Here is a 25,773-nt window from a genome sequence, read left to right as displayed (position 1 = left end):
GATTAAATCAACAAGCCGTCAAGACTTTCGTCCCGCAGCAATATACCCCGAAACTCTTGACGAGTTCCGCGACGATATCGTTCACGGTGTTGGACTCATGCCTGGTAACCCCATGAATTGCAGGCTCTCGCCTGTCGAGCGTGAATAGACGAGGCGGGCGCCTCGAAAGCAGTGCGTTCCCAGGCAGGGCCTGGGTACGAGCGTTTTTTGCTGGCGATTACCGAGACGTGTCGAAATCAATCCGATTTTTGAATTCGTTTGTTTACAAACGTGCCGCTGCGGCTTCATCCATGTAGAAGGTGAGATCGCTGGCTTCGACATGTGACGCCGGAAAACTGTCCGATTCACCGGATTTGTTGATCACCTGAGCCAAAACCTCGGCTTTATCCGCACCCGTGATCAAAAACGCGACCTTCTTGCCTCGGTTTAATACGGGGCCAGTTAATGTGATTCGCTTTTGTGCCGTTTCGGGATGGATCGCGACTTCACAAACCTGAGGCGATTTCAAGAATTGACTTTGGTGCGGAAAAATCGAGGCGGTATGACCGTCGGTTCCCATCCCCAAGATGATCAGGTCAAACTCGGGGACCGCGTTATCATCAATATCGACATAGCCGTAGATTTCGTTTTCATAACGCAATCGCTCTTCGTCAGGGTCCGCTTCGCCGAGCACGCGGTGCACGTTCTCTTCGGGAATCTGAACTTTGTCGAGAAACAACGCTTTGGCAACGCCATAGTTGCTGTCGCTGTCATCGGGATCGACGCAGCGCTCGTCACCCCAAAAGAAATGGATACGCGACCAGTCAATTTTGTCCGCATATTCACTGGCCCACAACTCGAACAGTAACTTCGGCGTACTGCCACCAGAAAGGGCGATCGTGATTTTTTCTTGGCCCTGTGTTGCGAACCACTCCGCAAAATCGGCGGCGAAACCGGATGCTACTGCTGCGGGATCGGCGAATTTTTTCGTTTCAGTACTCATTGATTGACTCGTGATTATTTTTAAGGGTTAGTTTGGCCATGGCGACCGTGGATTCCGAAACCGCGCGGTACACTTTGCAATACTGCTGCGTTACAGCACAATTCAGGAGTAGCAGAAATCACGCGAGAGTTTCGAATCGCTCGAAAAATACAACGAAAGTCTCGACGACTTCTGCTCCGAAAACCGTGATTCCGTGCTGTAATTCAGATCGAATGCCAAAAAGCTTAAGTTTCGTCGGCTCAGTGTTGCCGCGGTAAAAGCGGGATGGAACTTAGGGGTTTTTGGCACGATGAACGTGTTCGATGGACTCGGTAATCCTTGTGGATATTCGGGCTTGAAGGCGTGGTATCGGGAACCACATTAGACCATCTTTGGCCTCTCTGGTCAGCGGTCGGGATTATTGCCCGCCATCGTTCACGTTATCCGTATCGCGCCAAATGTGCCTGTGGCGAATTGTTTGCCATTTTTCGGTAGCGGGGGTCGCTGTGACACAGACGCAGGGGATACGGATGCATGCAGGTGTCGTTTACAAACGCTTGTACAAACGCTTGCTTTGCAGGAGTAGGCGACGGTAGCGACGCTCGCATTCCGCGACTACAATAATCGCTGCCCACCCTTGATTGTCCCCACCGATTGATTCTCGCTCACGTCGAAGCTGCTGCCGACGGTTCGCTGGATCCTCTGCCACTCACCCTCCCTCTTGCTGATCGTTTATGACTGCTCGATTTCTGTCGTGGATGTTGCTGAGCGCTATCGTGTTATGCGGATGTCGCACAAACGATGAAGCCAAGGTTAAAGCAAAAACGAAGTCGCTCGAGACGCTTGACGCCGACGTCCTGACCATCGAATTGTCGTCTTGGCCGCGAACCGTTCGCAGTCAGGGAAGTGTGTATGCCGACGAACAATCCGTCGTGGGTGCGAAAGTTGCCGGGCGAGTCGCAGAGGTTCATGGCGATGTCGGCGACGTGCTAAAACTCGGAGATCCGCTGGTCACACTTGACCAAGAAGACTTTTTGTTGCAGGTCCAACAAGCCGAAGCCCAACTGTTACAAGCGCGGTCGTCTGTTGGGTTATTGGAAGGGGATCCTGTAGAAAAACTCGATCCCGCAAATGCACCACCCGTCCGGCAAGAACGGGCGTTGTGGGAGGAAACCCAAAGCAGTCTCGAGCGAATTGCCTCGTTACGCAGCCAGAATGCGATGTCCCAAGGCGAGTACGACGTCGCATCCGCCGCAGAACGCGTTGCCGAAGCTCGTTATGCATCCGCAGTAAACGGAGTTCGAGAAAAAATCGCCTTGATTCAAGTCCGTCAGGTCGAACTGGCGGTCGCACGCGAGCGTTTGAAAGATGCCATCATCCGCGCTCCGATGGATGGGATTGTACTGAACCGCCAAGTTGCCCCCGGAACGTTTGTGTCAGTCGGCCAGCCGGTAGCGACGATCGTTCGCACGAACCCGCTGCGTTTCCGTGGAAAGATCCCCGAACGCTACTCGCAATCGATCGCGGTCGGACAAAGTCTGCGAATTAAGATTGAATCGGTCACGGAACCACGCGAGGCGAAGATCACTCGAGTCAGCCCGGCGCTGGACCAACAGAGCCGAGCGTTGACTTTCGAAGCATTGATCGACAACGAAAATCAAACGCTTCGTGCAGGCTTGTTCGCCGAGGCGGAAGTGGTCACCCAGCCCGATGCCCTTGCATTGATCGTTCCTGAGTCGGCGATCAGCGAGTTTGCCGGCGCGACGAAGGCTTGGAAAGTCGTCGATGGGGTGACGCAAGAACAAGAGGTGCGAATCGGTGAACGTCGAGGTTCCTCACTCGAAGTCGTACAGGGATTATCCGAAGGCGATTTGATCTTGCTCGACGCCGAGCGCGGCCGCGTTGGCAAAATCAATCCTGAATCGACACCTCAGGCGGCGATACCGGCTGCTACACCCATAGCCTCCAAGTAAACCACAAAGTCGGTTTGAAGTTTGTCACGCTGCCTCCCTTGGGGAAGACTCTCCAGCTGAAATGTCTGGGGGAGGAGAGGATGCTGATGACAGGCTGGAAGCCTATCCCACAATCACAGGCTAGCAGCCTATCCCGCGACTCACCAGGAATGAATGATCTGTGTACTGGCTTGCTGAAGTTTGCGTCAAACGCCCCGTCTTTGCCTTGATGCTGATCACCGCGTTTGTGGTGGCGGGCGTGGTTGCCTTTCCACAATTGGGTGTGGATCGCTTCCCCAATCTTGACCTTCCTCAAATTTTCATTCGCACCACTTACGTCGGAGCTGCGGCGGAGGAGGTGGAATCGGAAGTCAGTTCAGTTCTGGAAGACGCCGTGGCCACGGTTGCGGGAATCGACGAACTACGGTCGATTTCTGCGGACGGACGCTCCTTTGTGATCATCACCGTGCAACTCGATCGAGACATTGACGCGGCAATCCAAGATGTTCGCGATGCGGTCGCCAGTGTCGTGAATCGATTGCCTCCCGGAATCGATCCGCCCATCATTCAGAAACAGGACCTCGATTCGTCACCGATCATGACGCTGGCCGTCTCAGGGCCCCGATCGCCTCGCGAATTGTTCGTGTTAGCAGATCGTTACGTCAAAAACGTGATCGAATCGTCGCGTGGTGTCGGACAGGTACAAATCGCAGGTGCAGCCGACCGAGCGATCCAAGTCGACATCGACGCCGACCGGTTGGCCGCCTACGGCATCTCGATCTTGCAAGTCCGCGATGCGTTGGCCCGACAAAACGCCGAGGTGCCGGGCGGCCGAATGGACGAGGGGCAACGAGAACGATCACTTCGAACGCTCGGACGGGTTGCCCAGTCGAGTGATTTTTCGGATCTTGTCGTCGCGACCGTCGGGGATACAGCGATACGCCTCGGCGACCTTGGCCAAGCCAACGATGCTACGAAAGAAGTTCGCACGCTGGCTCGATTGAACGGAACACCGGCCGTGGTTCTGCAAGTGCAACGTCAAAGTGGACAAAACACCGTCGCGGTGATCGACGGGATCAAAGAAACGCTGCCGCGATGCGACGCCTTGCTGCCGGACGATGTCAGTGTCGATATCATCCAAGACCAATCACGCTATATCGTCGAAGCGCTGCACGAAATTGAACGGCATCTTATCTCGGGCAGTATTCTGGCCTGTTTGACCGTGCTGCTGTTCATGAGGTCGTGGCGTTCAACGATCATCGCCTCCGTCGCGATTCCTGCATCGATCATTGCCACCTTTGCCTTTATGAAGTGGTTCGGATTCACCCTGAACAACGTCACCATGCTCGCATTGGTGTTAATGGTCGGCGTCGTGATCGACGATGCGATCGTGGTCTTGGAGAACGTGTTCCACTGTATCGAAGAGAAGGGGATGGAACCGGCCGAGGCAGCGGTTAAGGGAACTAAAGAAATTGGGCTGGCAGTACTGGCGACCACGCTTTCACTCGTGATTGTATTTTTGCCCGTCTCGTTCCTTTCGAGTGTGACCGGACGGTTGTTGTTCGAATTTGGCGTTACCGCGACGGTTGCAATTTTAATTTCGATGCTAATCAGTTTTTCGCTGACACCGATGATGTGCAGCAAACTACTTCGTCCAGCCTCTAAAGATGCTGCGGCCGCCGCCCCTAAATCGCGACGCGGCTTGTACGGACTCGTCGAAAATGCCTACTTATGGTTGCTTGCGATCGCACTTCGATTTCGCTGGGCCGTCTTGGTCTTGGTCGTTCTTGTGATCGCGTCCAACATTCCGCTCAGCCAATGGGTTCAACGCGATTACGTTCCGCTGAATGTCGACGAGTCCGAATTCGAGGTGCGAGCCGAAGCGAGGCCAGGGGCCAGTTTGATGGCGATGCGTGAAACGATTGACCGCGCCGAAGCGATCCTCAGCGACGTCGATGGGGTCGAAACGGTTTTGGCATCCGTAGGTACGGGAGGCTATGGCGATGTCAACCGAGCCCAAATCTATATCCGGCTGATCGATAGCCAATATCGCACGTTTTCGCTCGGACGATTGTGGCAAGGACTTCTCGCCGGTGACCCGAAAGCCGCGTTTCGCGGTAATTTCAGCCAACGTGACAAGATGGGCGAAATTCGCAAAAAGCTTGGAACGCTCGATGACGTTCGCGTATCGGTTCGAAATCTGACCTCGCTACGCCAGGGAGCTCCGGTCGACATCGATTTTGCGATTACCGGTCCAGACGCCGACCAGCTACTCGAGTTCAGCGAGAAGTTACGCAAGAAGGCCGAAACGATCCCAGGCATTGTTGACGTTTACTCCACGCTGCAAATCGACAACCCCGAGCTATTGGCATCGATTGACCGCGAGCGAGCAGCCGCGTTGGGAGTGGAGGTGCGAGAGATCGCTGAAACACTACAAGTTGCTGTCGGCGGTGATGACCGCGTCTCGCGTTATCTCGATCGATCCGCCGGCGATGCCTACGACGTCGAGCTGCGTTTGGTCGGAATGGACCGCAACGACGTCCCGTCGATCTCTCAACTGTATGTGCGCACCAATCCGACCGCCCGCACCAACACGACCGAACAAGCTGCAGTGACGACGGAGGACGCTGGCAGCCAGTCGCTGACGCGTATCGACAACGTGGTCAATTTCAAATTTAGCAAAGCCGCGTCGCGAATCGATCGACTCAGCCGTTCACGCATGGTTTCGGTACGAGCAAACATCGCTGCGGGCTATGCGTTGGCGGATCGAACCGAAGCGATCAGACAAGCTGCCCAAGAAATTGGGATGCCGACCGGGTTTAGCGGCGAGGCACTCGGCGGGGGGCGAGAACTGGAACGTACCATCACCGATTTTGGTTGGACCTTCCTGATGTCGTTCGTGTTCATGTACATCGTGTTGGCGGCACAATACGAAAACATGATCTATCCGCTGATCATCCTGTTGTCGTTGCCATTGGCGGTACCGTTTGGACTGCTCAGTCTTTATTGGGGCGGCGAAACGCTGAACCTTTACTCGGCACTCGGTATTTTGGTGCTATTTGGAGTGGTGAAAAAGGCTGCCATTTTGCAAGTCGATCATACGAACGCACTGCGTGCGGAAGGACTCGAGCGTCACGACGCGATCATGCGAGCGAACCGAGACCGGCTGCGTCCGATTCTGATGACCACGTTGTCGTTCGTCGCGGGACTGCTGCCCTTGTTGATCGCCACTGGGCCTGGTGCGGAAGAACGTCGATCGATTGCAGTATTGGCCGCAGGCGGGCAGACGCTCTCGCTCGTACTGACCCTGATCGCCATCCCCGTGCTCTATACTTTCTTTGATGACCTCGCCACGCTACCCAAACGACTGACACAAAGAAATGTGGGATAGGCTTCCAGCCTGTCATCAAGACCCCAGAAAATAGATCCGCCAATTCAATGATGAACTGTAAATTTAAATCATTCACCTTCGGGCTAATTGCCATCGTGTTGATGACCGGAAAACTCAGCGGACAAGACGACCGCAAAGTGACGGTGCATCGCGATCTCGTATTTGCCAAGGTCGACGGACTGCCGCTGAAGTTGGATCTCTACGTGCCTGTGGGCCAAGACAAAGCTCCTTTGGTCATCTGGATTCATGGCGGTGGTTGGCGTGCAGGCTCGAAAGAAAAGACACCGATTCGTAAAATCACCGAGCACGGGTACGCATTGGCAAGCATCAGCTATCGTTTCACCGACACCGCCATCTTCCCTGCCCAGGTCCACGATTGCAAAGCCGCGGTTCGCTGGCTTCGTGCTAATGCAGAGAAGTTCGGCTACAACGCCGATTGGATCGCCGTCGCCGGCAGCTCCGCCGGCGGGCATCTGGCGTTAATGCTAGGCGTCTCCGACGGCGTCGCGACTTTGGAAGGAACGCTCGGTGACCATGCTGAGCAATCATCCGCGGTGCAAGCCGTTGTCGATTATTTCGGACCGTCCGATTTTGTCTTGCGAGGCAAAACGCAACCCGAGCGAGCTTACACTGAACAATCAGGAAGTCTTGCGTTGCTCGGAGGACTTCGCGATGGAAAGGTTAGCCCTCAGATCGAGAAAACGGCGAGTCCGGCTCACTACGTTTCCTCGGATGATCCGCCGCTGCTCGTCTTTCACGGCGACAGCGACGAGGTGGTTTTGTTGGACCAGAGCGAACATATTGTCAAACGGTACACCGACGCTGGATTGTCAGCAAAACTCGTGACGGTTGAGTCGGCGGGCCACGGCGGCGCCCGCTTCTTTCGCGATCCCCATTTCACAACCATGCTTCGCTTCCTCGATCAACATCGTCCACAGTGACCTTCCTCCCCACCTCGCTACGTCTCACCCCAAAACCCGCAGGACATCAGAAAGATGAGATTCATTTCCGCACTAATTATTCTATCAGTAGCCGCGATTGGCTCCGACAATGTCGTTTGTGCCGCCGATATCACCGAGATCCGCTACCAGAGTTCTGCGGACGAATCGCAGCAGCCGGCGATGTTCTACAATCCTAACGCCAGCGATCCGGTGCCTCTCGTTGTTGCTCTGCACACGTGGTCGGGGAACTACAAACAAGATAGTCATAAAGATATCCAACAGTGGTGTATCCAAAAGGGCTGGGCGTACATTCATCCCGATTTCCGAGGCCCCAATTTCCGTCCCGAGGCAACGGGTTCCGATCTTGTCGTCAAAGACATTGTCAGCGCGGTCGATTACGCTAAACAGACGGCGAACATCGATCCGAAATCCATCTATCTGGTCGGCACCTCCGGCGGCGGCTACACATCGCTCGTGATGGCAGGCCATCATCCTGAGATCTGGGCGGGGGTCTCGGCGTGGGTTCCCATCTCTGATCTGACGGCTTGGTACCACCAATGCAAACTGGCCAACCGTAACTATTACAAGAACGTCGTCGATTCCTGTGGCGGAACGCCGGGCAGCAGCGACGAAGTGGACGCCGAATACCGAAAACGATCACCGCTCACTTATCTCGCGAACGCCACCGGCGTCAAACTTCATTTGAACGCGGGGATTCGCGACGGGCACGACGGCAGCGTCCCTGTCAGCCATTCATTGTTAGCGTTCAACGAAGTGGCTGCCGCGGACGACCGATTGTCAGCGGACGAGATCGCCTACTTTGACAAAGAAGTCAAAGTGCCCGAATCGCTGAAGCAATCGCTTTCTGATCCAAGCTACGGCACTAAACAACCGTTGTTCCGCCGCAGCTCCGGCAACGCGACCGTCACGATCTTTGACGGACGTCACGAATTGATCTCGGAAGCCGCAATCGCCTGGATCGAAAGCCTCCACGAGAGTCGACACAGAAAAGGCGAGTAACGACGGGTGCGGTCACGGGCAGTGTCGGGGACATTCCTTATCCGCGGTGGCGGTGCCAGCAACTACTCTTTATTAGACGAACTGGAATTCTCAGCGCCGTGCTTTCGCAGAACATTAGTGACCGCATCATTCGCGTTTTCGATCGCCTCATCGAGAGGCGTTCGTTGTTTTTCCGTACGTCGGTTGATATCAGCGCCGTGAGCGATCAGTATTTCAGCGGTTCGCTCATAGGCCTGCGGATCGCCTTTGCCTTGGGATGAACCTCCCATAGCGACCGCGTGGAGCGCAGTCGTTCCGACGATGGCATTTTGATTGACATCGGCACCGTGTTTAAGCAGCAGTTCAACCGCTTCGGCGCTACCCGCATCCGCACCCCATGACAGCGGAGTCAGCCACCAATCGCTTGCAGAGTCGTTCACATCCGCTCCAAGTTCGATCAGTCTTTGACAAAGTGCCGTCGCGTTGCGGTGCGCGGCCCAGTGAAGCGGCGTTGCACCGTGAAGCTGTCCAGATCGTTCCGTCCGCTTCGTCGCCAGGGCAGGCCACGCACTGAGCATCTCCAAAGCGTCTGGAAACCGACGGTCACGGATCAGTTCAATGAAGGTCTCGATGTCATGCAACGTTTTCTACCTCGTGGTTTCAGAGTGCGCAGAGGAAAGTTTGAAGCCTGACGCCGATTATTGAGTTTCAGGCTGAAGCACACCACGTCTTTTTCGCCAACGATAGGTCATCAGGCCAACCAGCGTTAAGAATCCGCTCCAAAAAAGCAAGCCGAAAAAGTCGCCCAACCGATAAGGCACCAACGGTTCAAAGCGAGACGGACCTAGCAATCCGACCAGCATAACAACCACGCAGCAAACGTCGTATCGTCGAACATGTAGTTTTCGCTTTTGATGTAGCGTCCAAAGCAAAGCGGCCAGCGGGCAAAGCACGATCAAGACTGCACCAAACAACATCAGCACCAGCGGGGCAGTGTCAAAATCATGGCGCACATTCGACACCAATAGTGAATAGCCGATTGCGGCACCGACCACACCGAGAGCGATGGCGATTTTTGTGTCGCGAGTCAGAATCATGACAATGTCTTTGTAGGTGCGTCCAGACTTCTGCCGAATAACGCCCGCCATCCCAGAGAACGGATTTGGTCGGAAATGGAGATAGGAAGATAAGGCACTTAACACTCCCTCTTACAATTTTTCTGTCGCACCAATCTTTCTGTCTAATAAAAGCCAAGGACAGAAGAGTGGTGAAGAACGATAATGATTACAGGGGCCCGCATGCTCGCCAATCGGGTTGACGCATTTGGTATCTGCCTTCTAGTTGTCGCGTTGTTTAGGTGAGCATCCGAGTGTCGCTGACCCCACAGACTTTTCGTTTAATCGGGTTTGCGAAAGCAGACACGAATATCGCCATGCCAATCATCGCACCGATCATCAGCCCACCGAAAAGGGAAATGATTCTCGCGAGCATGTTGTTGTCCGCGACTAAGACCGAGATGGCCCCCGCTGTCACAATGGCGGAGAGCAAGATCAGGCCAATCATGAACTTCTTCGAGCACAGAAAACGCTGGCGATCGGTCGCGTTCTTGGTATGGCGAGCGTAATAGTCGGAGATCGTTTCGCCGGTATCGGACCATTCATATTCGGAAATCGGAAACATCGCGTTGCAGCTCGAACATTGCGTTTGCTCCATGCTGGACATCGGGTTGGAAACCAGTTCAAACGACTGTTCGCCAACCGTTGTCTCGTTCCCACACTTGGTGTGCCGGTAGGTTCGTGATTCCGGAATTTGCTCTTCGACCATGGTGCACCTTCGTTGTGGTGATGTACTGTTTCAGCCAGATAAGGCCCGCGATTTGCGGGTAGAGAGCTTCGACTTGCAAGTAGATGAGATTGGCGACCACCGCTGATCCGCTGCTCCGGATAGCTATCCTTCCGTTCCTGAATCGCCAGGTAAAGCGGCAAGGTGATGTCGAGTCAGCCAGGCAACATAACCAACGTAAACGCCCACAATCCCGATTGCAAGAACGGACCAAAGGTACGCGGATGGCAAGCGATCATTAAACGCATTGGACACAACCGGAACGGTGCCTGTCCAAGCAATCGTTGCGGCATTCAGAACCGCGGCAACGTGGAAGTCAATATTGATCAGACCGTTAAGCTGTAGGCCGGATCAAGGACGCAAATCATCCCGTATGGGCGCAAACGGTAGCCTTTTCGAATCAGCCTTGGACCGATATGAAATTTTCAATTGCGTCCGCCGATCCGGCATTTACGCCGTTTGCGTGATCCGGCCTACGACTAAAATGCCCAACTTCAAAATGTGTAAGCGTAAGGTTCCGCTGCACATTCACCCGCGCCGAGAAAGGATTTGGTAGGAAAATGGAGGTAGGAAGATAAGGCACTTAACACCTCCTCTTTCAATTTATCTGTCGCATCAATCTTTCGGTCTTACAAAAGCGAAGAACAGATGAATGGTGACGACAGCCAAATGGTTGCAGGCGCACTCAGCTGGGCCGAGCTCGAATGCACCGATTGGCAGTTGTGTCCAGCAACCGAAGAGCCACTCAAGGCCTTTGTGGGCATCCCCTTGTTCTACTACTTCTGGTCATCGTCAACTAAACTGAACTCACTTGTAGCGGGTTCGTCATTCTTTCTGTGATCAACATCCCTAAATGAGGGAAACTGCCTTGGTGGCTGGATACGTCGTGCGCCCGGATCCAGTAGTGTTAGCATTGCCACTCGGGCAAGAAGAAACATGACTGTTACCAGCGGGATCAACACTAAGATGACGGGAGAATCGCTCGTTGCTTGGATGAGCGGAATCATCACCGCAATGTAAGTCGTTAGCCACATCACCGAACCGAGACCAAATCGACCGAGTGATCGCGATGCGCGACGAATGATTCGAATGTCAAACAGATTTTGAAATTCGTCAACGGTATCGCTTTTTGCGAGCACAAGTGACAACACGACAAGACCAACAACCGTCGCGCCAGCGAGTGTAACTGCCGAAGTATTCCACATTGGATGTAGCCTGTAACAAGGTATTTAAGCAGGCTATGTTCGCTGGCAGTTTAGGCGCGTCAATCCAGATTTTTGTCGCAATTGCCTTGGTGTGCCGCGCAGGATTGCTTATTCGCGGCAACCCGACGATTTGCCGACGGTCGGTGGTCACCTATCACGGGCCGAGAAAAGATTTGATAGGAAAATGGAGGTAGGAAGATAAGGCACTCAACACCTTTTCTTTCAATTTTTCTGTCGCATTAATCTTTCTGTCTGACAAAAGCGATGGACAGACGAATGGTGAGGACAGAGGAATGAAGAATGGTAGTAGTAGGATTCAGCGGGGCTGAGTCGACCGCACGGGTCGGCAGACGGGAACAGAATGAAGACCGTGCGGAACTGCAATGAGCGAATCAATGAGGTAGCCCGTTAATCCAGCAACGCGGAAGGTGTGTCGATCGTATTCTACTCAAATAACGCCGAGGTCGCCCGACACCAACGGAGAGGTGACCATCAGCAGCTACGTTTTTAAATGTTCGGCCATCCGATTTTTTCAGTCGAACGTCCATTGCTTTCGACTGTATGTATACCCCTTAGAAATCCCAGCTATCTGCCACCCGCTGCATAGGGTGCTCCCGGATTCAGATCCAATAATTCCCGTTTGGGTTCAAGTAATGAATCCTCAAATTGGCAACCCCATTTTGAATCAGGTTCCGTGCCAGCGACGGTCTGGCCAGACTCGATTACCGAACCGTTTTCAAAAATGTAAAGTCCGGTATCCAACAACAACTGGCTAACTTTGTTGGGGTCGAGGCCGCGAAAATGGCATTGCAGATCGTGAAGGCCAATTTCATCAAGACCACGTGTGTCCATAATCATATCTTTGGCATCAGAATTACTGATACTGAAAAACCGTACGTTGAGCGAGCCAAGACGTTGAATCGGGGCCATTGAGCAGGACTTGAGGTAGGCGTCAGCGGCCACGATCTGCTGGGAATGGCCAAACGCTATAGCCTGTGGTTCGGTGACCTCAACAAACGCCTGTAAGACGCCGTGGAACAATCGAATCCGTTCGGCGGGCTCTAATCCACCTGCCATCAGTTCGGTGACAAGACGTGAACACTTGCTGGCACGGATACGTTCGGCTGCATCGTCGCAGAACCACGATTGCTGCACGCGGTCAGCGTAAGCTGCGGGATCGGTCGACTTGTCGGTGGCAAGAATCGCAGTCTGCGGCGGAACCGCACCGTCTTTGTACTGGACGCTGTGATTTTTGTGGAAGAATAGCAGCGATCCACTACCCGAATCGGATGTAGGTGATTCGATACCAGAACCGAGTAGTTCCTCCGCTCGCGCAACAATCTCACCCGCGTCGTATGACGGTGTCGAGGTATAGTGGAGCTCCGCCATCTGCATTGACATCGACAATTAGCCTTTCGCTCAAACCGCACGTCGTAACGGGGCGACTGCGTTACGTGTTGACTTCAGAACTCGCCGGATTCGCCGCTCCCGTTCAACAATGGTTAGCATCTTCGCGAAGTCAGCTTTACTTGTGTTTGCTGATTTCGTCCAAGGGGACCGGATCTCGTTCGCGAAGGCTTGCGAGTACCTTTAGCGTTTCATCAGTGGGGAAAAATGGTTCAACCATCAGATCGGTGATGTCGACCGCATCCACATCCTTTCCTAGAAAAACAAAATCCCATTTCGACACGACCACGTCGACTTCAGCCTGCTTTGCGATTTCAGGCATCTTCTCCTTGATCGTTTCCAGGATATCGTGAACCGGCCTAGTGCTGAAGGCTTGTTTATGGACCAAGCCTTGTAACGCTTGACCATCGGCTTCAAGTTGCTTGATCCGTTTCTCGTCTCCCGACGCCTTGGCATCCTTAAGATCGGATTGCATTTTTGCGAGACGCTGCTGAAATGCTTGAGAGCGAACATAAGCAGTCGCGACAAGACGAGAATCAAATGTACCCACGCGGACTCTCGACGGGTCCGACTTCGTTTCTGATTCCTGTGCCGAAATTCCTGGACATGACGACAGCACCGAAAGCACGCAACCAACAGCAATGAATTTTGCAAACAGCCTCATCGGAATATCTCCTTGATGCCAACGCCAAGATCACCCGACACGAACGGAAAGGTGACCATTTGGAAAGCGTTGTAGTATGCTCGACTGCTCCGCCATCGTTCGTCAAGCGTTTAGCACTGCGATCCACCGACGAGCAGTCCTGGCCGGAGTCAGTGTATCGCCGACGCCATCGCAAATCAAATCGACCATGCGAGGGACGTTGCAGCACGGTAATCAATGCACTCCCTGCAATAAATACGCTTCGTCCCTGCTAACTGACCACAGGCTAAAAAAATGTGTGACAGAAACATGAAGGCAGAAATACAGGGCGCTCGCTACTCTGTCATTCTAATTTTTCTGTCGCACCAATCTTTCTGTCTGAAGAACGCGGAACCCTAACACGTGTTAGCACAACATAACGGATTGTGTTTGGAGCGCCGGCGTTAAAAATCGCCTACTCGCAGTCGGAATTGCCCGAATGGCATGGACTCAAACGTTCCAGGACCGCACTAGATCCTTCCGTCCGAGCTTGTCTCGGCGGAGGCACAGCCTGGAAGCTACAGAGCAACCTTTCGGCTTCAACGCCAAAGCGGCTGGCGGGGCCCTGAACCGTGGTTAGGCCGTGGCGGCTTGCGGGTGAGCTACGGGCGACGTTTTTTTCGCGGAGCGAAAAACGACAATGAATTGGCGTGAACCTTACGGCTTTTTGTCGGACATCTGCAAAATTGCGTCGGCGAAGGCGACGCCCATTTCGGCGAACGTTTTCGCGCAGCCGAGGTAGTGGTAACCGGCGTTGGAGGCGCCGCGTTCTCGCATCGCGACTTCGGCGGGGCTGACCAATTCGGACTCGAACTTCTTCAAAAACTCGCGTTGCTCTTGCTCGCTCATCGAGCCATCTGCGTTGGCGTGGTTCTTGTTTTTAGTCCGCAGCAAATAGCTCATCTGACGCACCGATTCGTATTTCTCCTGAATCGCCGCCAATGGCTCGTCCCAGAATGGCGAGGTTGGTACCGCGATGACATTGCCGCGAAATTCAGCGAGTGATGCCGGTGCCGCCATCGCTTCGCGGAACTTCAAATTGTCCTCATTCGCCTGCTCACCGCTGACGCCCATCACGCCGATCACAAACGGCATCTTAGGCGCATCAAGGTCACGGCGTACGTCGCGTATAAAATCGGCCATCCAGTCGCTGTATTTGGCAAAGCGGTTCTCGGGACTTTCCTTTGGCAAGGTTGGGTAGACATCGCGGTTGACCATGTCGTTGAATCCTTGGAACCAAACAAAACCGGCAATCTCGTAGCCTTGCTTCTCGTCGTACTCGGGACAAACTCGCTCGATGTCGCTCAGCACATGTTTCACATGATCAACCATCAAGCGGTAATAGTGCCCTGAACCGCTCTCGGGATTACGATCTCGCGCGATGTCTTGCTCGGTTCGTGGATAGACTCCAGCACTCGGAGGACGGAAATCGTAGTACAGCGACTTGCCGCCCCATGCGGTTTTGATAATCAGTATTGGTTGATCGTAGACCTCGTCCATCTTCAAACCGAAAGTAAACTCGGGACCAATTTTGCCTCCGTCTTCACTTGGGTTGGATCGTGATCCGTAGCCCGCAGTCAGCTTGCCAAATCCTTCGCCGTTATTGTCTCCTCGCCCCGTCAGATAGGAAATCCAAGCTCCTTCGCACACGCGCGGCTTGCCGTCGTCGTCTCGCATTTTCTTCAGAAGCGGTAACGTCGCAGGATCGTCTCCGATGTAGTCGAACGTCTCGACTTTGGCGTGGCCTTCCATATTGGATTGCCCTACCAGGATAAAGACCTTGATCGGCGGTTTGGCCGGGTCCGCCGCATGAGATGCTGACACCGAAAGCAAACAGATCGCTGTGAACAAAAACAAGTTTTTCATGTGAAGCTTTCAATGTGGGATAGGCTTCCAGGCCTGTCTTGCGGCACCCCGACGAGTCCATTTGGAGGTGATGTCATTTCGTAGCGAGACTCGCGAAGCGTTTCGGATGGTTGTGGCTTGACGACAGGCTAGAAGCCTATCCCACATTGGTTGTGGCTTGACGAAAGTCTTGGCGACTTTCGCTACCTTTAATTCAATTGCGGATGACAGGCTGGAAGCCTATCCCACTTTTAGGACTTCAATTTCCAAATTAGGTAGTCCGTTGTTGTTTCGTGCTCGACGTTCTCGGCACCAGGATAGACCAAATCGCAATCCACACCCGCTTCTTCGCAATGCTCTTGCAACTTGACGCCAAAGTTTGCGGTGTGCGTGGGGTCTTTCTGGGCTTGGCCGAGTGCCGGAGCTGCCGAATAGCTGAGGTACACCGGGGGATCATCGGAGCTGACGAGTGCGTACGGCGAATACTCGGCAATCCATGGCAAGATCGTATCACGTTTGGCAAGGAATTGATCGAACGCCGACAACTTGTTTGCGGGGTCGCCATGGAAACCGAACGCATGCCCGCCATAGCGGCTGTTGGGAGTCCACTCTTTCATCTGCTTCGGATCCAACGTGGTTTGAGCCCCCGTGACGGCGGCACACCACAACCGCGTTGACTCTCGGGCCACGGCATCTTCGCTGTCAGAGTCCGCCATCTCGGGATGAAAGGCTAACCAGAGACTCGAGCAGGCACCGGCAGATCCACCGGAGGCACCAATTCGCTGCTTATCAAGATTCCATTCCTCGGCTTTGCTGCGGACAAACTGCAACGCCCGCGCCGCATCGCTGAGTGGTCCTTCGACCGGTGGCGACACACCATCGGCCGTGGCTTCGGCGACAAAGCGATACTCGACCGAGACCACCGAAATGCCTTCGGATAACATTGTCGGCAACATGTTCACCAAACCACTCAACCGTCCGCCACCACTCCATCCGCCGCCATGGATAAAGAACAACACCGGCGTCGGTTTGTCGGACTCGGCTTGCCAGAAATGCAGCACTTGTTTCAGATGCGGTCCGTAGGCGACGTCGTAATGTGTTGGTTGCGGCAAAGGGCGATACGCTGCCAGGATTTTTTCGCTCTCTTGCTCGCCAATCTCACGAACAAAGATGTTCCGCCAGCGAATCTCGCCGCCGTGAGTTTGCAACATGATCGACCCCTTGGCGGGCAACGGCTGCGTTCGATCCCAATAGTTCTCCATCACTGCGCCTTCGACGACAGCTCGCGAGTTGAGCCAAACCCAAGTTCGGTCGCCGACTTGGCGAATCCGCAACTGGTTCCATTGACCAAACGGCTTGTCGGCTCGCATGATCGGATCGCGTCCCAACGTTCCGGGCGTATTGTTGAACAGTCCGCCGGAACCTTGATGCGGTTTACGGTCCGGTCGCTTCGCGTCGTAGGTTTGATTCCAATCCCAGATCTGAACTTGCGGGGTGCCACGCAAATAGATCCCGCTATCGGCTTTCGGCACCGTCTTGTACTCGATCAGCAGGTCGATGTTGCCGAACTCTTGTTCGGTGGTCGCGTAAGGACCGTGACCATCATTTACCAATTCGCCGTTTTCAACCGACCAATTCTCGGGAAATGCGGCCCGCTGCTCGCGAAGATTCGCCTCTTTCTTTTCTCCGGAAAGTTTTGCCGAAGCGTGCGGATTCCATCCGTACCAACCCGACAGATCTTCACCGTTGAAAATCGCACGATAGCCCTTGGGCGGTTCGGATTCCGCTGCATCACAGGATGATGCAAACGAAAAACAACCGAAGGCAACAAGCAAAAGTGCCAAGGATCTAAAAACATTTCGCATGGTGAACTTCCAAGGAGGGATGGGTATTTAATGTGGGAGAGGCTTCCAGCCTGTCATGCGGTCTCGCGTTGAATTCCATTCCAAGTGGTAATCATCATGGTAGCGAAACTCGCCAAGAGTTTCGGATTCGGTGAGTCGACGACGAAACTCTTGGCGAGTTTCGCTACCACAAACGACGACCTCACTTCGACTTTGCTTGTTCTAACATTTTCCGAACTCGTTCTTGCTCTTTCGCAAGTGCTCCCGCTGGGATGGGCATCGGTTTGAAATCCGGCGATGGCTTTAGCGGTTCCTCGACTGGGATCTGTCGCAAACGCAGGTTGCGATACCAAACCGGTTGTCCGTGATCCTGCAACCACAGTTCACCGCCGCGTCCGGTCAAATCGCCGCCACGGATCGTCAACAGCTTCACCATTTCGGCCCACTTGGGATCGGTGTAATCAAAGTCGAGGACATTCTCGCCGTTGAGCCAATGCTGAATCACCGTTCCCTTGCAAACGACTCGCCCACTATTCCACTCGCCCACCGGACGTGTTGCATCTTTGGACGGTGCCATACAGAAGAACAATGACGCCGCGGCTTGCCGTGGATTCTCGCCATAAGGACTGTCGATATTATCGAGCACTTGATACTCGACTTGTCCGGGCCGGTAATACACGCCACTGTTACAGCCCTTGGATACTTTCCATTCGAAGCGGAGTTCAAAATCATCAGGAACGGTTTTGCGTTTGTACGTCAGCGGACCACCGTTGGCGGCACGAAAGAATGCACCGTTTTCGATTCGCCAATTACCGCCCTGCTCCCAACCGTCAAACGTTTCGCCATCGAATAGCTCGACAAAACCTTGGCGACTTTCCGCCTCCGTCATTTTCGCGATCTTCTTTGCCATCGGCTTGCTGATCAGCATGCGAAGTTTGGCTCGCTTGCTAACAAGCTTTTTCGCCAGCACATCCTCTTCGTTAAAGCGAGCCATCAGGATTTCACCGTCGGTCGCACGGTTACGGTCGTAGGAGATATAGACCGTGCCATCGGGTGCCTGGAAGCCATCGGGATAGCTGATCCCCTTTCGCTCGTCCAAGACCAAACCGCCTGACCATGTTTTGCCCTCGTCTTGGGAAAGCCATGCACTCAATTGAACGCGGCCTTGGTGCGAATCGATTTTGTCACCATGTTTCACCAGCAGAATGCGTCCCGATGCCAAGCGGCGGAGAAAGAAACGAGCATTGGGTTGACGGATTCCTGCCGGCTGTGTCGCCGATTTCCAAGTGCGACCGCCGTTGCTGGACGTCGTCTGCATCATCCCTTTGGCGGTTCGTGCGAGCATCCAAAGCGATCCATCGGTACGCTCGACAATCATGTGTTCGTGCCAATCGGGGTTCGGAAACTGAGCGGCACCGCGGCGCTGCCACGTGGCCCCTTGATCGGTCGAAACATGGACACTCGCTCCACGCAGCGGGTCCAGTTTGGCAAAACAACCGCGAAACGGCCCAAAGCCAGGACGCTGGTCTAACGAAATGGGTAGCATCCATTCGCCGCTGGACAACACCGTTGGCTTGTTCAGCATCACACCATCCGCAATACGCTTAGGCGACGACCAAATGGGATCCGCTGCATCCGGATTATCACAGCGAGTGGCCCAGACACCGGCACGACCGTCATACATGTCCATCGACTGATCGAAGAACAGCCACAAACGCCCGAGCGGATCGGTCCATAGGTTACCGACCAGGATACTGCGAGGTCGCGGCAGATCTTTGTCGTGCGAATCGACCACCAAGCGAGGGTGTGACCACGACTGGCCATCATCATCGCTGGTCGCCAACACGAAGAAGGCTTCGGGGCTGTCGCCACCGGCAACCCAGCACGCCCACAAACGCCCTTTGGGGGTTCGTTCGATTCCGATCGTCATCCCGTAATCGAGCTTGTCGTAGCCGTATTCGGGCAGCGGTGATGTATTCAGGGTGGGCGGGACAAGTGCCAGTTCGGCAATCTTTTCCATTTGCTTGATGCGGGCGGCAGCTTGTTGTGGCGATTCGTTTTGAGCCGCCTTGCCCTTCGTCGGCCGCGACGTAACCTGAGTTTCTTCGCCGAGTACCAAGAACGTTGTTTTATCGAACCGCAATCGGTCTCCAGGGTTCAATGCTTTTCGGTAAGCAAACACGCGGTTGATCTCGCCGCGAAAGAGCTGAAACTCGGGTGTATCGACCTTCGTGAATCCCTGCTTCAACAACTTCTCGCTCTGGTTGGCCGGGTGAGGTTTGCTGAGCGTCATCGCAAACACTTCGCCAGGTTTCACGCACTCAATTTCGAACCCTTCGATACTGGTCCGCAAAAAACGGCGTCCGATCAGCAATGCGGGGGCTTCGGTCAACGTGTAGTCGCGATCAGTGAACAGTTTGACGCCGGGCTTCAGCACAGCGGCTTGTTCCGCTGCAACTAGTACAGGAGGGGCCGCGATCGGTTTGCGTTTCTTACCGACTTGAGATTCAAACTCGCCAGTCGTCTCGAGTTTGCCGAACATGATCCGCTCTTTGCGACTCGGCGACGTGTCACCTTGCGTTACACTCAGCCAAATCGCTCCGTCGTGCTCATGGAAACTTGGGTATTGGAACGATTGCGTCGTCTCGAAGCGATACTTCCGCTTCCATGACTTGCCATCGCGTGAAATATCGATATTGAAAACACTACGATTCACGCCCTGAATTTTCGTGGCTTCCTGCCATCCGAGATAATAGCTGTCGCCAAACTTATCGAACGTTGGCTTTGAATTTGCACCGTTGGTTACAAATGGCAACTCTCGCCCCACGGTCCACGATTTGCCGTCGACGCTGGTAGTGAAATGATAGTTCCCACCGTCGTTGCGACAGATCGCCATCCACGTTCCGTCAGGCAATTGATTGACCGCCGACTCGCTGAGTTGTGCGGATTGCGGTTCATTGAAATGGCCCACCACTTCGAATGTGGCAAAGTCGTCATGAGCGATTGCAAAGGCATTCTGCTTGCCCGGGAAATTGTTCAGGGCAACATAAGTTTTGTTGTCAAATGTTTTAAATGCATCGAAAAGGTAGAATCCGTAATCTCGAGGCGGCTTACTGAATCCGCCGACCGCCGCGTCGGCGTGCAAGTAGCGTGGCTGCATGTCAAACGTGCCCGCCGCCGTTTTCAATTTCACTTTGTGAATCGTGTCACTGAACTTGCGGGATTGCAGATCAAAATCTCGATACCAGGTTTGCGATTGCCGGACGCCGGGCTGCTCACTTGCAAAGTAGCAACGAAGTGTTGTGTCGTTGGCTTGCCGAATGCGAGGCACAAAGCAAGCACCGACGGGCAGCTTCGCGTTCGCATACGTTTGCTCGCCGCGTGCGAAGGGCACGATCTCTTTGACCGCCAGCGTTTTCAAATCGACGATGGACAACGCACAATAAATCTCAGGCCAAGCGGGACTTTCCCCCGCCTGCTGATCGCTTAGCTCGGCGACGATGTAGGCTTTGTCATTGACGATGACAAATTCTGAATCGTGAGCCCCTTTCACCTTTGCCCCCGTCACTCTTGCAAGTCGCTGCATCACCTCATCGCCAGCCAACGCAGGGTCCCAGCCAGCGGGTACGTGCGACGACGAAGCGGCATCGCGGACTGAAGCCACCGTTTCCCCGGTGGCGACGTGATGGAAGAGCAAGATAACGGACGCAAAAACAAGCGAACAAATAGCAGAATGGAGGCGAAGCATAACAGGTGGGGGCATGGGGAGGGGCGAGTGTGGCAGAACTCTATACGATTCGATCAAGACACCGAGTGGGGGCTTGATTGGCTACCAATATAGTCCGTCCAGAAGTCAGAAGACACTACCACTCGGCGATTCGCTAAGTCACCCCGTAAGTGCACTATTTCGGACTCGTGAAGGGTAGAGCGGTTGTGCTAGTCGGACTTGGCGATCAGCCGTTTTCGACACCGATCGACTTTGAGATACAATCGACAAGCGTCGCTCGCAGACGCTGAATCACCTTGTAAAATGCCTGTTCGCTCTTTCCAGACTGGAGTGCAACATCACGCATGACCACTCCAGGCGAATGGACTTTGAGCAACACGTCCCGTTTCTCAGGCTGCATTTTGGCGAGGCAGCCTTCGAGATGTTGGCGGTAGGCGGGCTCGGATTCATCACTCTCGGATTCATCGGCAAGCATGTCCCAAATGTCATCGTCAAAAACAAGCGGCGTGCGGTTGCTGCGACGGCGATGTTTCAGGGCCTCAAAACGAGCAATCGTCAAAAACCAGCCGCCGAACGCAGTTCCAGGTTTGAAGTCCGAGTATTTTCGCCACGCGACGAGGCTCGCTTCCTGAATGACCTCGTCGACATCGTTCCAGCTGGGCAGCAATCCACGCAAAAACGCCCGAACCTGCGGTTCATGTTCCAGCAAAAGACGTACGAACGATTCGCCTTGGTCATCGTGCGACACATGTTTGTCGGCTGCAGTTTCATGCTGTGCATTCGTGTCGTCGTTCATTTCAGTTCATTCCGCCAAGAGAACGTTGGATCCGTAATGCATTGTAGCCAGTCGAATAAGCATATCGTGCCAACACCCCCAATGTGGGATAGGCTTCCAGCCTGTCATCGGCAAAACCGCCTTTCGACGTCTCTCGACATATTTCGTAGCGAAACTCGCCAAGAGTTTCGGGTGCCGGCCAATTCGTAGCGAAACTCGCGAAGAGTTTCGGATGCATCCCGAGGCTCGTGTGCCATGGACTATGTCGTGTAAGCTGAAATCGCAAGACCCGATGCCCGCGGCTAATGCCGTCGGCTCACAAAGTCCGCGCCATTTGGCCCGAGGACGGACGAAAGTCTTCGCGACTTTCGCTACGACATCACATCGACGACACACTCCAAAGGATCGACATCACACTGACGTCACCTCAGTTCCATCACCCAAAAACGCCCACTCCGTGAAACTTGCGTAAAACACGGGCTTTCATAGCAAATCGATGGGCGTGAAACCCGATTGGCACGGCACATGCATTTCTTATCCGTCGGCAGACTGTTCTGCAAGAAAAACACACCGAAACTAGGAAATTGAAATGGCAATCGTCTACAAAACACTCGCTGCATGTGCATTATGTCTGACCGCGTTTTCGTCGCCTGCTGTCGCGAATACCTACCAGCACATCGATCACTTAGCACTTCAAATTGCCATGCAATCGAACCAGCTCGTTGGTGAAACTCGACACTACCAGCATACGCCCGAGTACCGCCATCTCGTCAGTGACGCTCGCGACATGGCGCGTCTTGCCGATCACATCCATGAACTTGCACACCATCAAGGTAGCGTTAGTCACTTGAACAGCGACTTGGCCCAATTGGACGCGAAGTTTCACCACTTGGAGTCGCTGTTCGACGGTATCGAACATCGTGCCGCTCGTGGTTATCGCCACGTCCATGGCAATACGTCCCATGTCAAATTGATGCTGAATTCGATCGAGAACAACATCCACCATTTGCGTGAAGACATTCAATCGATGCAAACCCCAGTCATCTCGACGCCCTACACAAGCAACTTTGGTGCCTACTCGAGCCGTTGGGGTGGCTACAACGCACGTCCGTCCAGCAGCGGATTTGGCCGCGTGAACACCCTCCACGACGACCATGGACATTCCCAGCGTTCGCGTTCACGAGGAATCACGATCGGTGGTGGCAGCTCACGTTTCACGATCGGATTCTAAAGCGATGCTTCGCCGGATAACGACATCCATCTGCGACGCTGGCTTGCACTCCAAGCCAGCGTCGTGACGTCGTTATGCATCAATCGAACGATGCCGTTTCCTTGCCGGACTTGGTGCCCATTGCACCCCACACACCGTAGGGACTTTCGCCGCTGGTGACTTGGCGTGCGTTCAAGTTACCCGAGTCAATGGAATCCGTAACAAATCGGACCGACCCATCGAACAACAACGTTTGCACGCCTCCCTGATGCTCGCTCGAAGGCGAGAAACTTCCCCAGCTGTCGTTGTTTCCAGCGTAGGCACAAGAGTAGGAATTGGGCGGCAGGGTGGTTGTAAAACGTGTGTTGATGACACGACCATCGCCAAACAACAGCCCCCGCCAGCAATCCGCTCCGGTTTGGTACTGAAATCGGTTGTTTGGATCCAGCGGCGCTGTCATACAAGGCCCCGCAACCGCGGTCGTGCCGTCGTACATTCCGTTGAAACTGGCGACGTCTCCTTTGACAACCGCTTGGTCTCGCGGGGTTCCCGCGACTTCGCTCATCGCCAAAGTGTTGCTGGTCCCATCAAGTAGGTCGCGGAAACGTCGCAGATTGTTGCGATTACCGTTGGTCATCGGTACGAACATGCTGCGAGAGTTGATTCGGGCAATCGCCATGCCCTCTTCGGAATCACTCTTAGCATTGTGCCACATCGCATCGCCGATACAAAATACGTACAGCGATTTCGACAGACCATTGTACTCTGTGCCGTCCGCGTTCTGAGCCGAGGGGCAGAGGAACGCAGATTGGGGGCCTGCGTCTAGCAGTGCCTGGCTCTGCCAGAACCCCGAACCAGGAGTCGCCTTTTTCGCATCCTGCTCGAACGCATCATACAAGGCTCCCATTTCAATAAAGGGCAGCAAAAAGATCGAGGCACCGACGTTGCGTCGATTGCCGTACGAGTACCCGTAGAAATCGGCGGATCCAGGCGGGAATTGATTGTAGGCGGCGTGATAGTTTTGTAACGCCAATCCTAGCTGCTTCATGTTGTTAGAGCATTGCATCCGGCGCGCGGCTTCTCGTGCCGCCTGTACCGCAGGCAGCAACAAACCAACCAATACGCCGATAATTGCAATAACAACCAGCAATTCAACCAAGGTAAACCCATGGTTTCTACGCGTTACACTACACTTCATCGAAACACCTTCTTTTCAGACCAAGTAACAAGCAAGAATGGATTTAATGTTTTTTTGAATACGCTAATGAAGCCGGGCGGAGATCCGTTGACGGACATTCATTGATGCTGGATCGTTGCGGCAGGAAAAATTGACTGCGCAACATCGAACTTTAAAGGTGGGGTGCAAACGAACTTAGCGTGCTAAGGATCGTCAGAACATTAAGTGGTGGGATGACTTGTAGCGGAAGTCGTCAAGGCTTTCGTGAATTGCTGAACAGGTCGAAACTCTCGCGCCAGTTCCGCTACGGCGGTAATGGTTCCTGGGGTCTAGATCAAGTGGACATGATGCCGCGTCAAGCGATGATGTCCATAATGGGTTGGCCGTGGTCGATTTCTAAACGCTTGCGTCCGGGAAGCTCGAGCTTGCGGGAATCGAGCCCTAATTGATGCATAATTGTGGCGTGGATGTCGGTGACATAGTGGCGATTTTCGACCGCATGGAAACCGATTTCATCGGTCGCACCATGCACGACGCCGCGTTTTAATCCGCCACCGGCCATCCAAACGGTGAAACCAAAGATATGATGGTCGCGTCCGTCGGCGCCTTGCGATCCAGGAGTACGCCCAAACTCGGTGGCAAACACTACCAACGTCTCATCGAGCAATCCGCGGCGCTGCAAATCTTCCAACAGACCGCCGATCGGTTGATCCACCGCCAAAGCGTTCTTGGTGTGGTTCGCTTTTAGCTTGCCATGGGCATCCCAGGCTCCGGCGCCACCGCCGCCATGTTGAATTTGGATAAAGCGAACGCCGCGTTCAACCAAACGTCGTGCCGCCAATAACTGCATTCCGAATTCGTTACAGTGTGGCGTTCCGATGCCGTACAAGGACTTTGTCTCGGCACTCTCTTGCGCGAAATCGACGACTTCGGGTACCGAAGTTTGCATCCGAAATGCAAGCTCATACGAAGCGATCCGAGCCGCCATCTCGGGGTCCTCAGGATATTCGTCGGTTCGCATTCCGTTTAGCTGATCCAGCAACTCTTTGCCGACCTGACGTGCCTCGTTGGGAAACGCGATTTCGGGCTGGCTGAAATCGAGCGGGTTGCTGGGATCAATTCGCAGCGGGACCGCATCGTGGGCCGGGCCGAGGTAATGACCGTCGCGGCTGTTCCAGTACTCGCGTTTTCCAATCGAGATGAACTGAGGCAAATTATCATTGAGTGAACCGAGACCATAGTGCACCCAAGCGCCAAGCGTCGGAAAGTCACCATCGTTACGATGACGCCCCGAATGGAATTGCGTTTGCGCCCCGTGGTTGCTGTCGGTCGTGTACATCGATCGCACGATCGCCAGCTTGTCGACCTGGTTGGCGACGTGCGGAAACCAATCGCTGACTTCAATTCCGGATTCGCCGTGCTTTTTAAAACCGATCTGCAGCGGATACAGTTCGTTACGTTGGTTGCCATTGCCGTCGGGAGCGACCAGTCGTTCGAGCGCGAGCTTCGCAGGATCCTGCGTCTCTGCAAACGGCGTTTCCGCAATCGTTTTGCCGCCGAATTTTGTCAGCATCGGCTTGGGGTCAAAGCTTTCCATTTGGCTGACGCCGCCATTCATGAACAACCAAATTACATTCTTGGCCTTCGGCGGAAAGTGCGTCTGCCCGGTCGGCGGTGCCCAGCCAATTGAACCCGCGTTGGCGTCACGCTGCAGCAGCGATGCCAATGCGACTGACGACAGTCCCATTCCCATATCGGACAAAAATCGGCGGCGATTGGGGGCAATGTGATTCATAAAACCGTTTCCTTTATTCA

The 25,773-nt window shown here is 54.1% G+C and carries 18 protein-coding genes; 5 read left to right on the top strand and 13 right to left on the bottom strand.

All coding sequences use genetic code 11. The features are described 5' to 3' along the window. Window positions 1-262: 262 nt before the first annotated feature. Window positions 263-982, bottom strand: coding sequence for a 6-phosphogluconolactonase (gene pgl, locus SH528x_RS16135; RefSeq protein WP_442511546.1), 720 nt, complete (start codon window positions 980-982; stop codon window positions 263-265). Window positions 983-1,695: 713 nt separating this feature from the next. Here pgl and SH528x_RS16130 point away from each other — a divergent pair. The 4 genes from SH528x_RS16130 (at window position 1,696) to SH528x_RS16115 (ending at window position 8,265) form a co-directional block, all read left to right on the top strand. After that, on the top strand, window positions 1,696-2,934 hold the full coding sequence (locus SH528x_RS16130; protein WP_442511545.1) for an efflux RND transporter periplasmic adaptor subunit: 1,239 nt from the start codon (window positions 1,696-1,698) through the stop codon (window positions 2,932-2,934). 160 nt (window positions 2,935-3,094) lie between these two features. Next, window positions 3,095-6,304 (top strand): efflux RND transporter permease subunit, encoded by a 3,210-nt coding sequence (locus SH528x_RS16125; RefSeq protein ID WP_442511544.1) that lies wholly within the window; start codon window positions 3,095-3,097, stop codon window positions 6,302-6,304. A 47-nt stretch (window positions 6,305-6,351) separates the two neighbouring features. Beyond that, on the top strand, window positions 6,352-7,245 hold the full coding sequence (locus tag SH528x_RS16120; protein WP_442511543.1) for an alpha/beta hydrolase fold domain-containing protein: 894 nt from the start codon (window positions 6,352-6,354) through the stop codon (window positions 7,243-7,245). Window positions 7,246-7,299: 54 nt separating this feature from the next. Continuing rightward, window positions 7,300-8,265 carry an alpha/beta hydrolase family protein gene (locus SH528x_RS16115; protein WP_442511542.1) on the top strand — a complete coding sequence of 322 codons (966 nt, stop codon included), beginning with the start codon at window positions 7,300-7,302 and terminating at the stop codon, window positions 8,263-8,265. A 62-nt stretch (window positions 8,266-8,327) separates the two neighbouring features. Here SH528x_RS16115 and SH528x_RS16110 read toward each other — a convergent pair whose 3' ends face one another. The 10 genes from SH528x_RS16110 to SH528x_RS16065 all read right to left on the bottom strand — a co-directional run bounded on the left by SH528x_RS16110 (window position 8,328) and on the right by SH528x_RS16065 (window position 21,592). After that, window positions 8,328-8,885, bottom strand: coding sequence for an ankyrin repeat domain-containing protein (locus tag SH528x_RS16110; protein WP_442511541.1), 558 nt, complete (start codon window positions 8,883-8,885; stop codon window positions 8,328-8,330). Between the two features lie 57 nt (window positions 8,886-8,942). Next, window positions 8,943-9,341 carry a hypothetical protein gene (locus SH528x_RS16105; protein WP_442511540.1) on the bottom strand — a complete coding sequence of 133 codons (399 nt, stop codon included), beginning with the start codon at window positions 9,339-9,341 and terminating at the stop codon, window positions 8,943-8,945. A gap of 256 nt (window positions 9,342-9,597) precedes the next feature. Then, complete coding sequence (locus SH528x_RS16100; protein WP_442511539.1) at window positions 9,598-10,068, bottom strand: hypothetical protein; 471 nt, start codon at window positions 10,066-10,068, stop codon at window positions 9,598-9,600. 794 nt (window positions 10,069-10,862) lie between these two features. Next, window positions 10,863-11,291: a hypothetical protein gene (locus tag SH528x_RS16095; RefSeq protein ID WP_442511538.1), complete on the bottom strand. Its 429-nt coding sequence runs from the start codon at window positions 11,289-11,291 to the stop codon at window positions 10,863-10,865. Between the two features lie 585 nt (window positions 11,292-11,876). Beyond that, window positions 11,877-12,692, bottom strand: a complete 816-nt coding sequence (locus SH528x_RS16090; protein WP_442511537.1) for a DUF4261 domain-containing protein — start codon at window positions 12,690-12,692, stop codon at window positions 11,877-11,879. 124 nt (window positions 12,693-12,816) lie between these two features. Then, complete coding sequence (locus SH528x_RS16085; protein WP_442511536.1) at window positions 12,817-13,362, bottom strand: hypothetical protein; 546 nt, start codon at window positions 13,360-13,362, stop codon at window positions 12,817-12,819. Window positions 13,363-14,037: 675 nt separating this feature from the next. Beyond that, window positions 14,038-15,246: a sialate O-acetylesterase gene (locus SH528x_RS16080; RefSeq protein WP_442511535.1), complete on the bottom strand. Its 1,209-nt coding sequence runs from the start codon at window positions 15,244-15,246 to the stop codon at window positions 14,038-14,040. A 230-nt stretch (window positions 15,247-15,476) separates the two neighbouring features. Then, window positions 15,477-17,090 carry a family 16 glycoside hydrolase gene (locus SH528x_RS16075; RefSeq protein ID WP_442511534.1) on the bottom strand — a complete coding sequence of 538 codons (1,614 nt, stop codon included), beginning with the start codon at window positions 17,088-17,090 and terminating at the stop codon, window positions 15,477-15,479. Window positions 17,091-17,271: 181 nt separating this feature from the next. Further along, window positions 17,272-20,832, bottom strand: a complete 3,561-nt coding sequence (locus tag SH528x_RS16070) for a family 16 glycoside hydrolase (protein ID WP_442511533.1) — start codon at window positions 20,830-20,832, stop codon at window positions 17,272-17,274. Window positions 20,833-21,022: 190 nt separating this feature from the next. Then, window positions 21,023-21,592, bottom strand: coding sequence for a sigma-70 family RNA polymerase sigma factor (locus SH528x_RS16065; RefSeq protein ID WP_442511532.1), 570 nt, complete (start codon window positions 21,590-21,592; stop codon window positions 21,023-21,025). Between the two features lie 568 nt (window positions 21,593-22,160). On the opposite strand from SH528x_RS16065, the gene SH528x_RS16060 reads away from it, so the two are divergent. After that, a complete protein-coding gene (locus SH528x_RS16060) occupies window positions 22,161-22,802 on the top strand; it encodes a hypothetical protein (protein WP_442511531.1) in 642 nt (213 codons plus the stop codon). Between the two features lie 79 nt (window positions 22,803-22,881). On the opposite strand, the gene SH528x_RS16055 is transcribed toward SH528x_RS16060, so the two are convergent. Beyond that, a complete protein-coding gene (locus tag SH528x_RS16055; protein ID WP_442511530.1) occupies window positions 22,882-23,979 on the bottom strand; it encodes a DUF1559 family PulG-like putative transporter in 1,098 nt (365 codons plus the stop codon). Between the two features lie 334 nt (window positions 23,980-24,313). Beyond that, window positions 24,314-25,753 carry a DUF1501 domain-containing protein gene (locus SH528x_RS16050; RefSeq protein ID WP_442511529.1) on the bottom strand — a complete coding sequence of 480 codons (1,440 nt, stop codon included), beginning with the start codon at window positions 25,751-25,753 and terminating at the stop codon, window positions 24,314-24,316. Between the last annotated feature and the right edge of the window lie 20 nt (window positions 25,754-25,773).

This window comes from Novipirellula methanifontis (assembly GCF_052161655.1).
GTDB lineage: Bacteria > Planctomycetota > Planctomycetia > Pirellulales > Pirellulaceae > Novipirellula.
This window is presented reverse-complemented; position numbering and strand designations above follow the sequence as displayed.

Bases quoted from the DNA above. Each gene is read 5' to 3' on its own strand.
- pgl (WP_442511546.1), bottom strand. From the start codon at position 982: ATGAGTACTGAAACGAAAAAATTCGCCGATCCCGCAGCAGTAGCATCC.
- SH528x_RS16130 (WP_442511545.1), top strand. From the start codon at position 1,696: ATGACTGCTCGATTTCTGTCGTGGATGTTGCTGAGCGCTATCGTGTTA.
- SH528x_RS16120 (WP_442511543.1), top strand. From the start codon at position 6,352: ATGATGAACTGTAAATTTAAATCATTCACCTTCGGGCTAATTGCCATC.
- SH528x_RS16115 (WP_442511542.1), top strand. From the start codon at position 7,300: ATGAGATTCATTTCCGCACTAATTATTCTATCAGTAGCCGCGATTGGC.
- SH528x_RS16105 (WP_442511540.1), bottom strand. From the start codon at position 9,341: ATGATTCTGACTCGCGACACAAAAATCGCCATCGCTCTCGGTGTGGTC.
- SH528x_RS16100 (WP_442511539.1), bottom strand. From the start codon at position 10,068: ATGGTCGAAGAGCAAATTCCGGAATCACGAACCTACCGGCACACCAAG.
- SH528x_RS16095 (WP_442511538.1), bottom strand. From the start codon at position 11,291: ATGTGGAATACTTCGGCAGTTACACTCGCTGGCGCGACGGTTGTTGGT.
- SH528x_RS16090 (WP_442511537.1), bottom strand. From the start codon at position 12,692: ATGTCAATGCAGATGGCGGAGCTCCACTATACCTCGACACCGTCATAC.
- SH528x_RS16085 (WP_442511536.1), bottom strand. From the start codon at position 13,362: ATGAGGCTGTTTGCAAAATTCATTGCTGTTGGTTGCGTGCTTTCGGTG.
- SH528x_RS16080 (WP_442511535.1), bottom strand. From the start codon at position 15,246: ATGAAAAACTTGTTTTTGTTCACAGCGATCTGTTTGCTTTCGGTGTCA.
- SH528x_RS16075 (WP_442511534.1), bottom strand. From the start codon at position 17,090: ATGCGAAATGTTTTTAGATCCTTGGCACTTTTGCTTGTTGCCTTCGGT.
- SH528x_RS16070 (WP_442511533.1), bottom strand. From the start codon at position 20,832: ATGCCCCCACCTGTTATGCTTCGCCTCCATTCTGCTATTTGTTCGCTT.
- SH528x_RS16065 (WP_442511532.1), bottom strand. From the start codon at position 21,592: ATGAACGACGACACGAATGCACAGCATGAAACTGCAGCCGACAAACAT.
- SH528x_RS16060 (WP_442511531.1), top strand. From the start codon at position 22,161: ATGGCAATCGTCTACAAAACACTCGCTGCATGTGCATTATGTCTGACC.
- SH528x_RS16055 (WP_442511530.1), bottom strand. From the start codon at position 23,979: ATGAAGTGTAGTGTAACGCGTAGAAACCATGGGTTTACCTTGGTTGAA.
- SH528x_RS16050 (WP_442511529.1), bottom strand. From the start codon at position 25,753: ATGAATCACATTGCCCCCAATCGCCGCCGATTTTTGTCCGATATGGGA.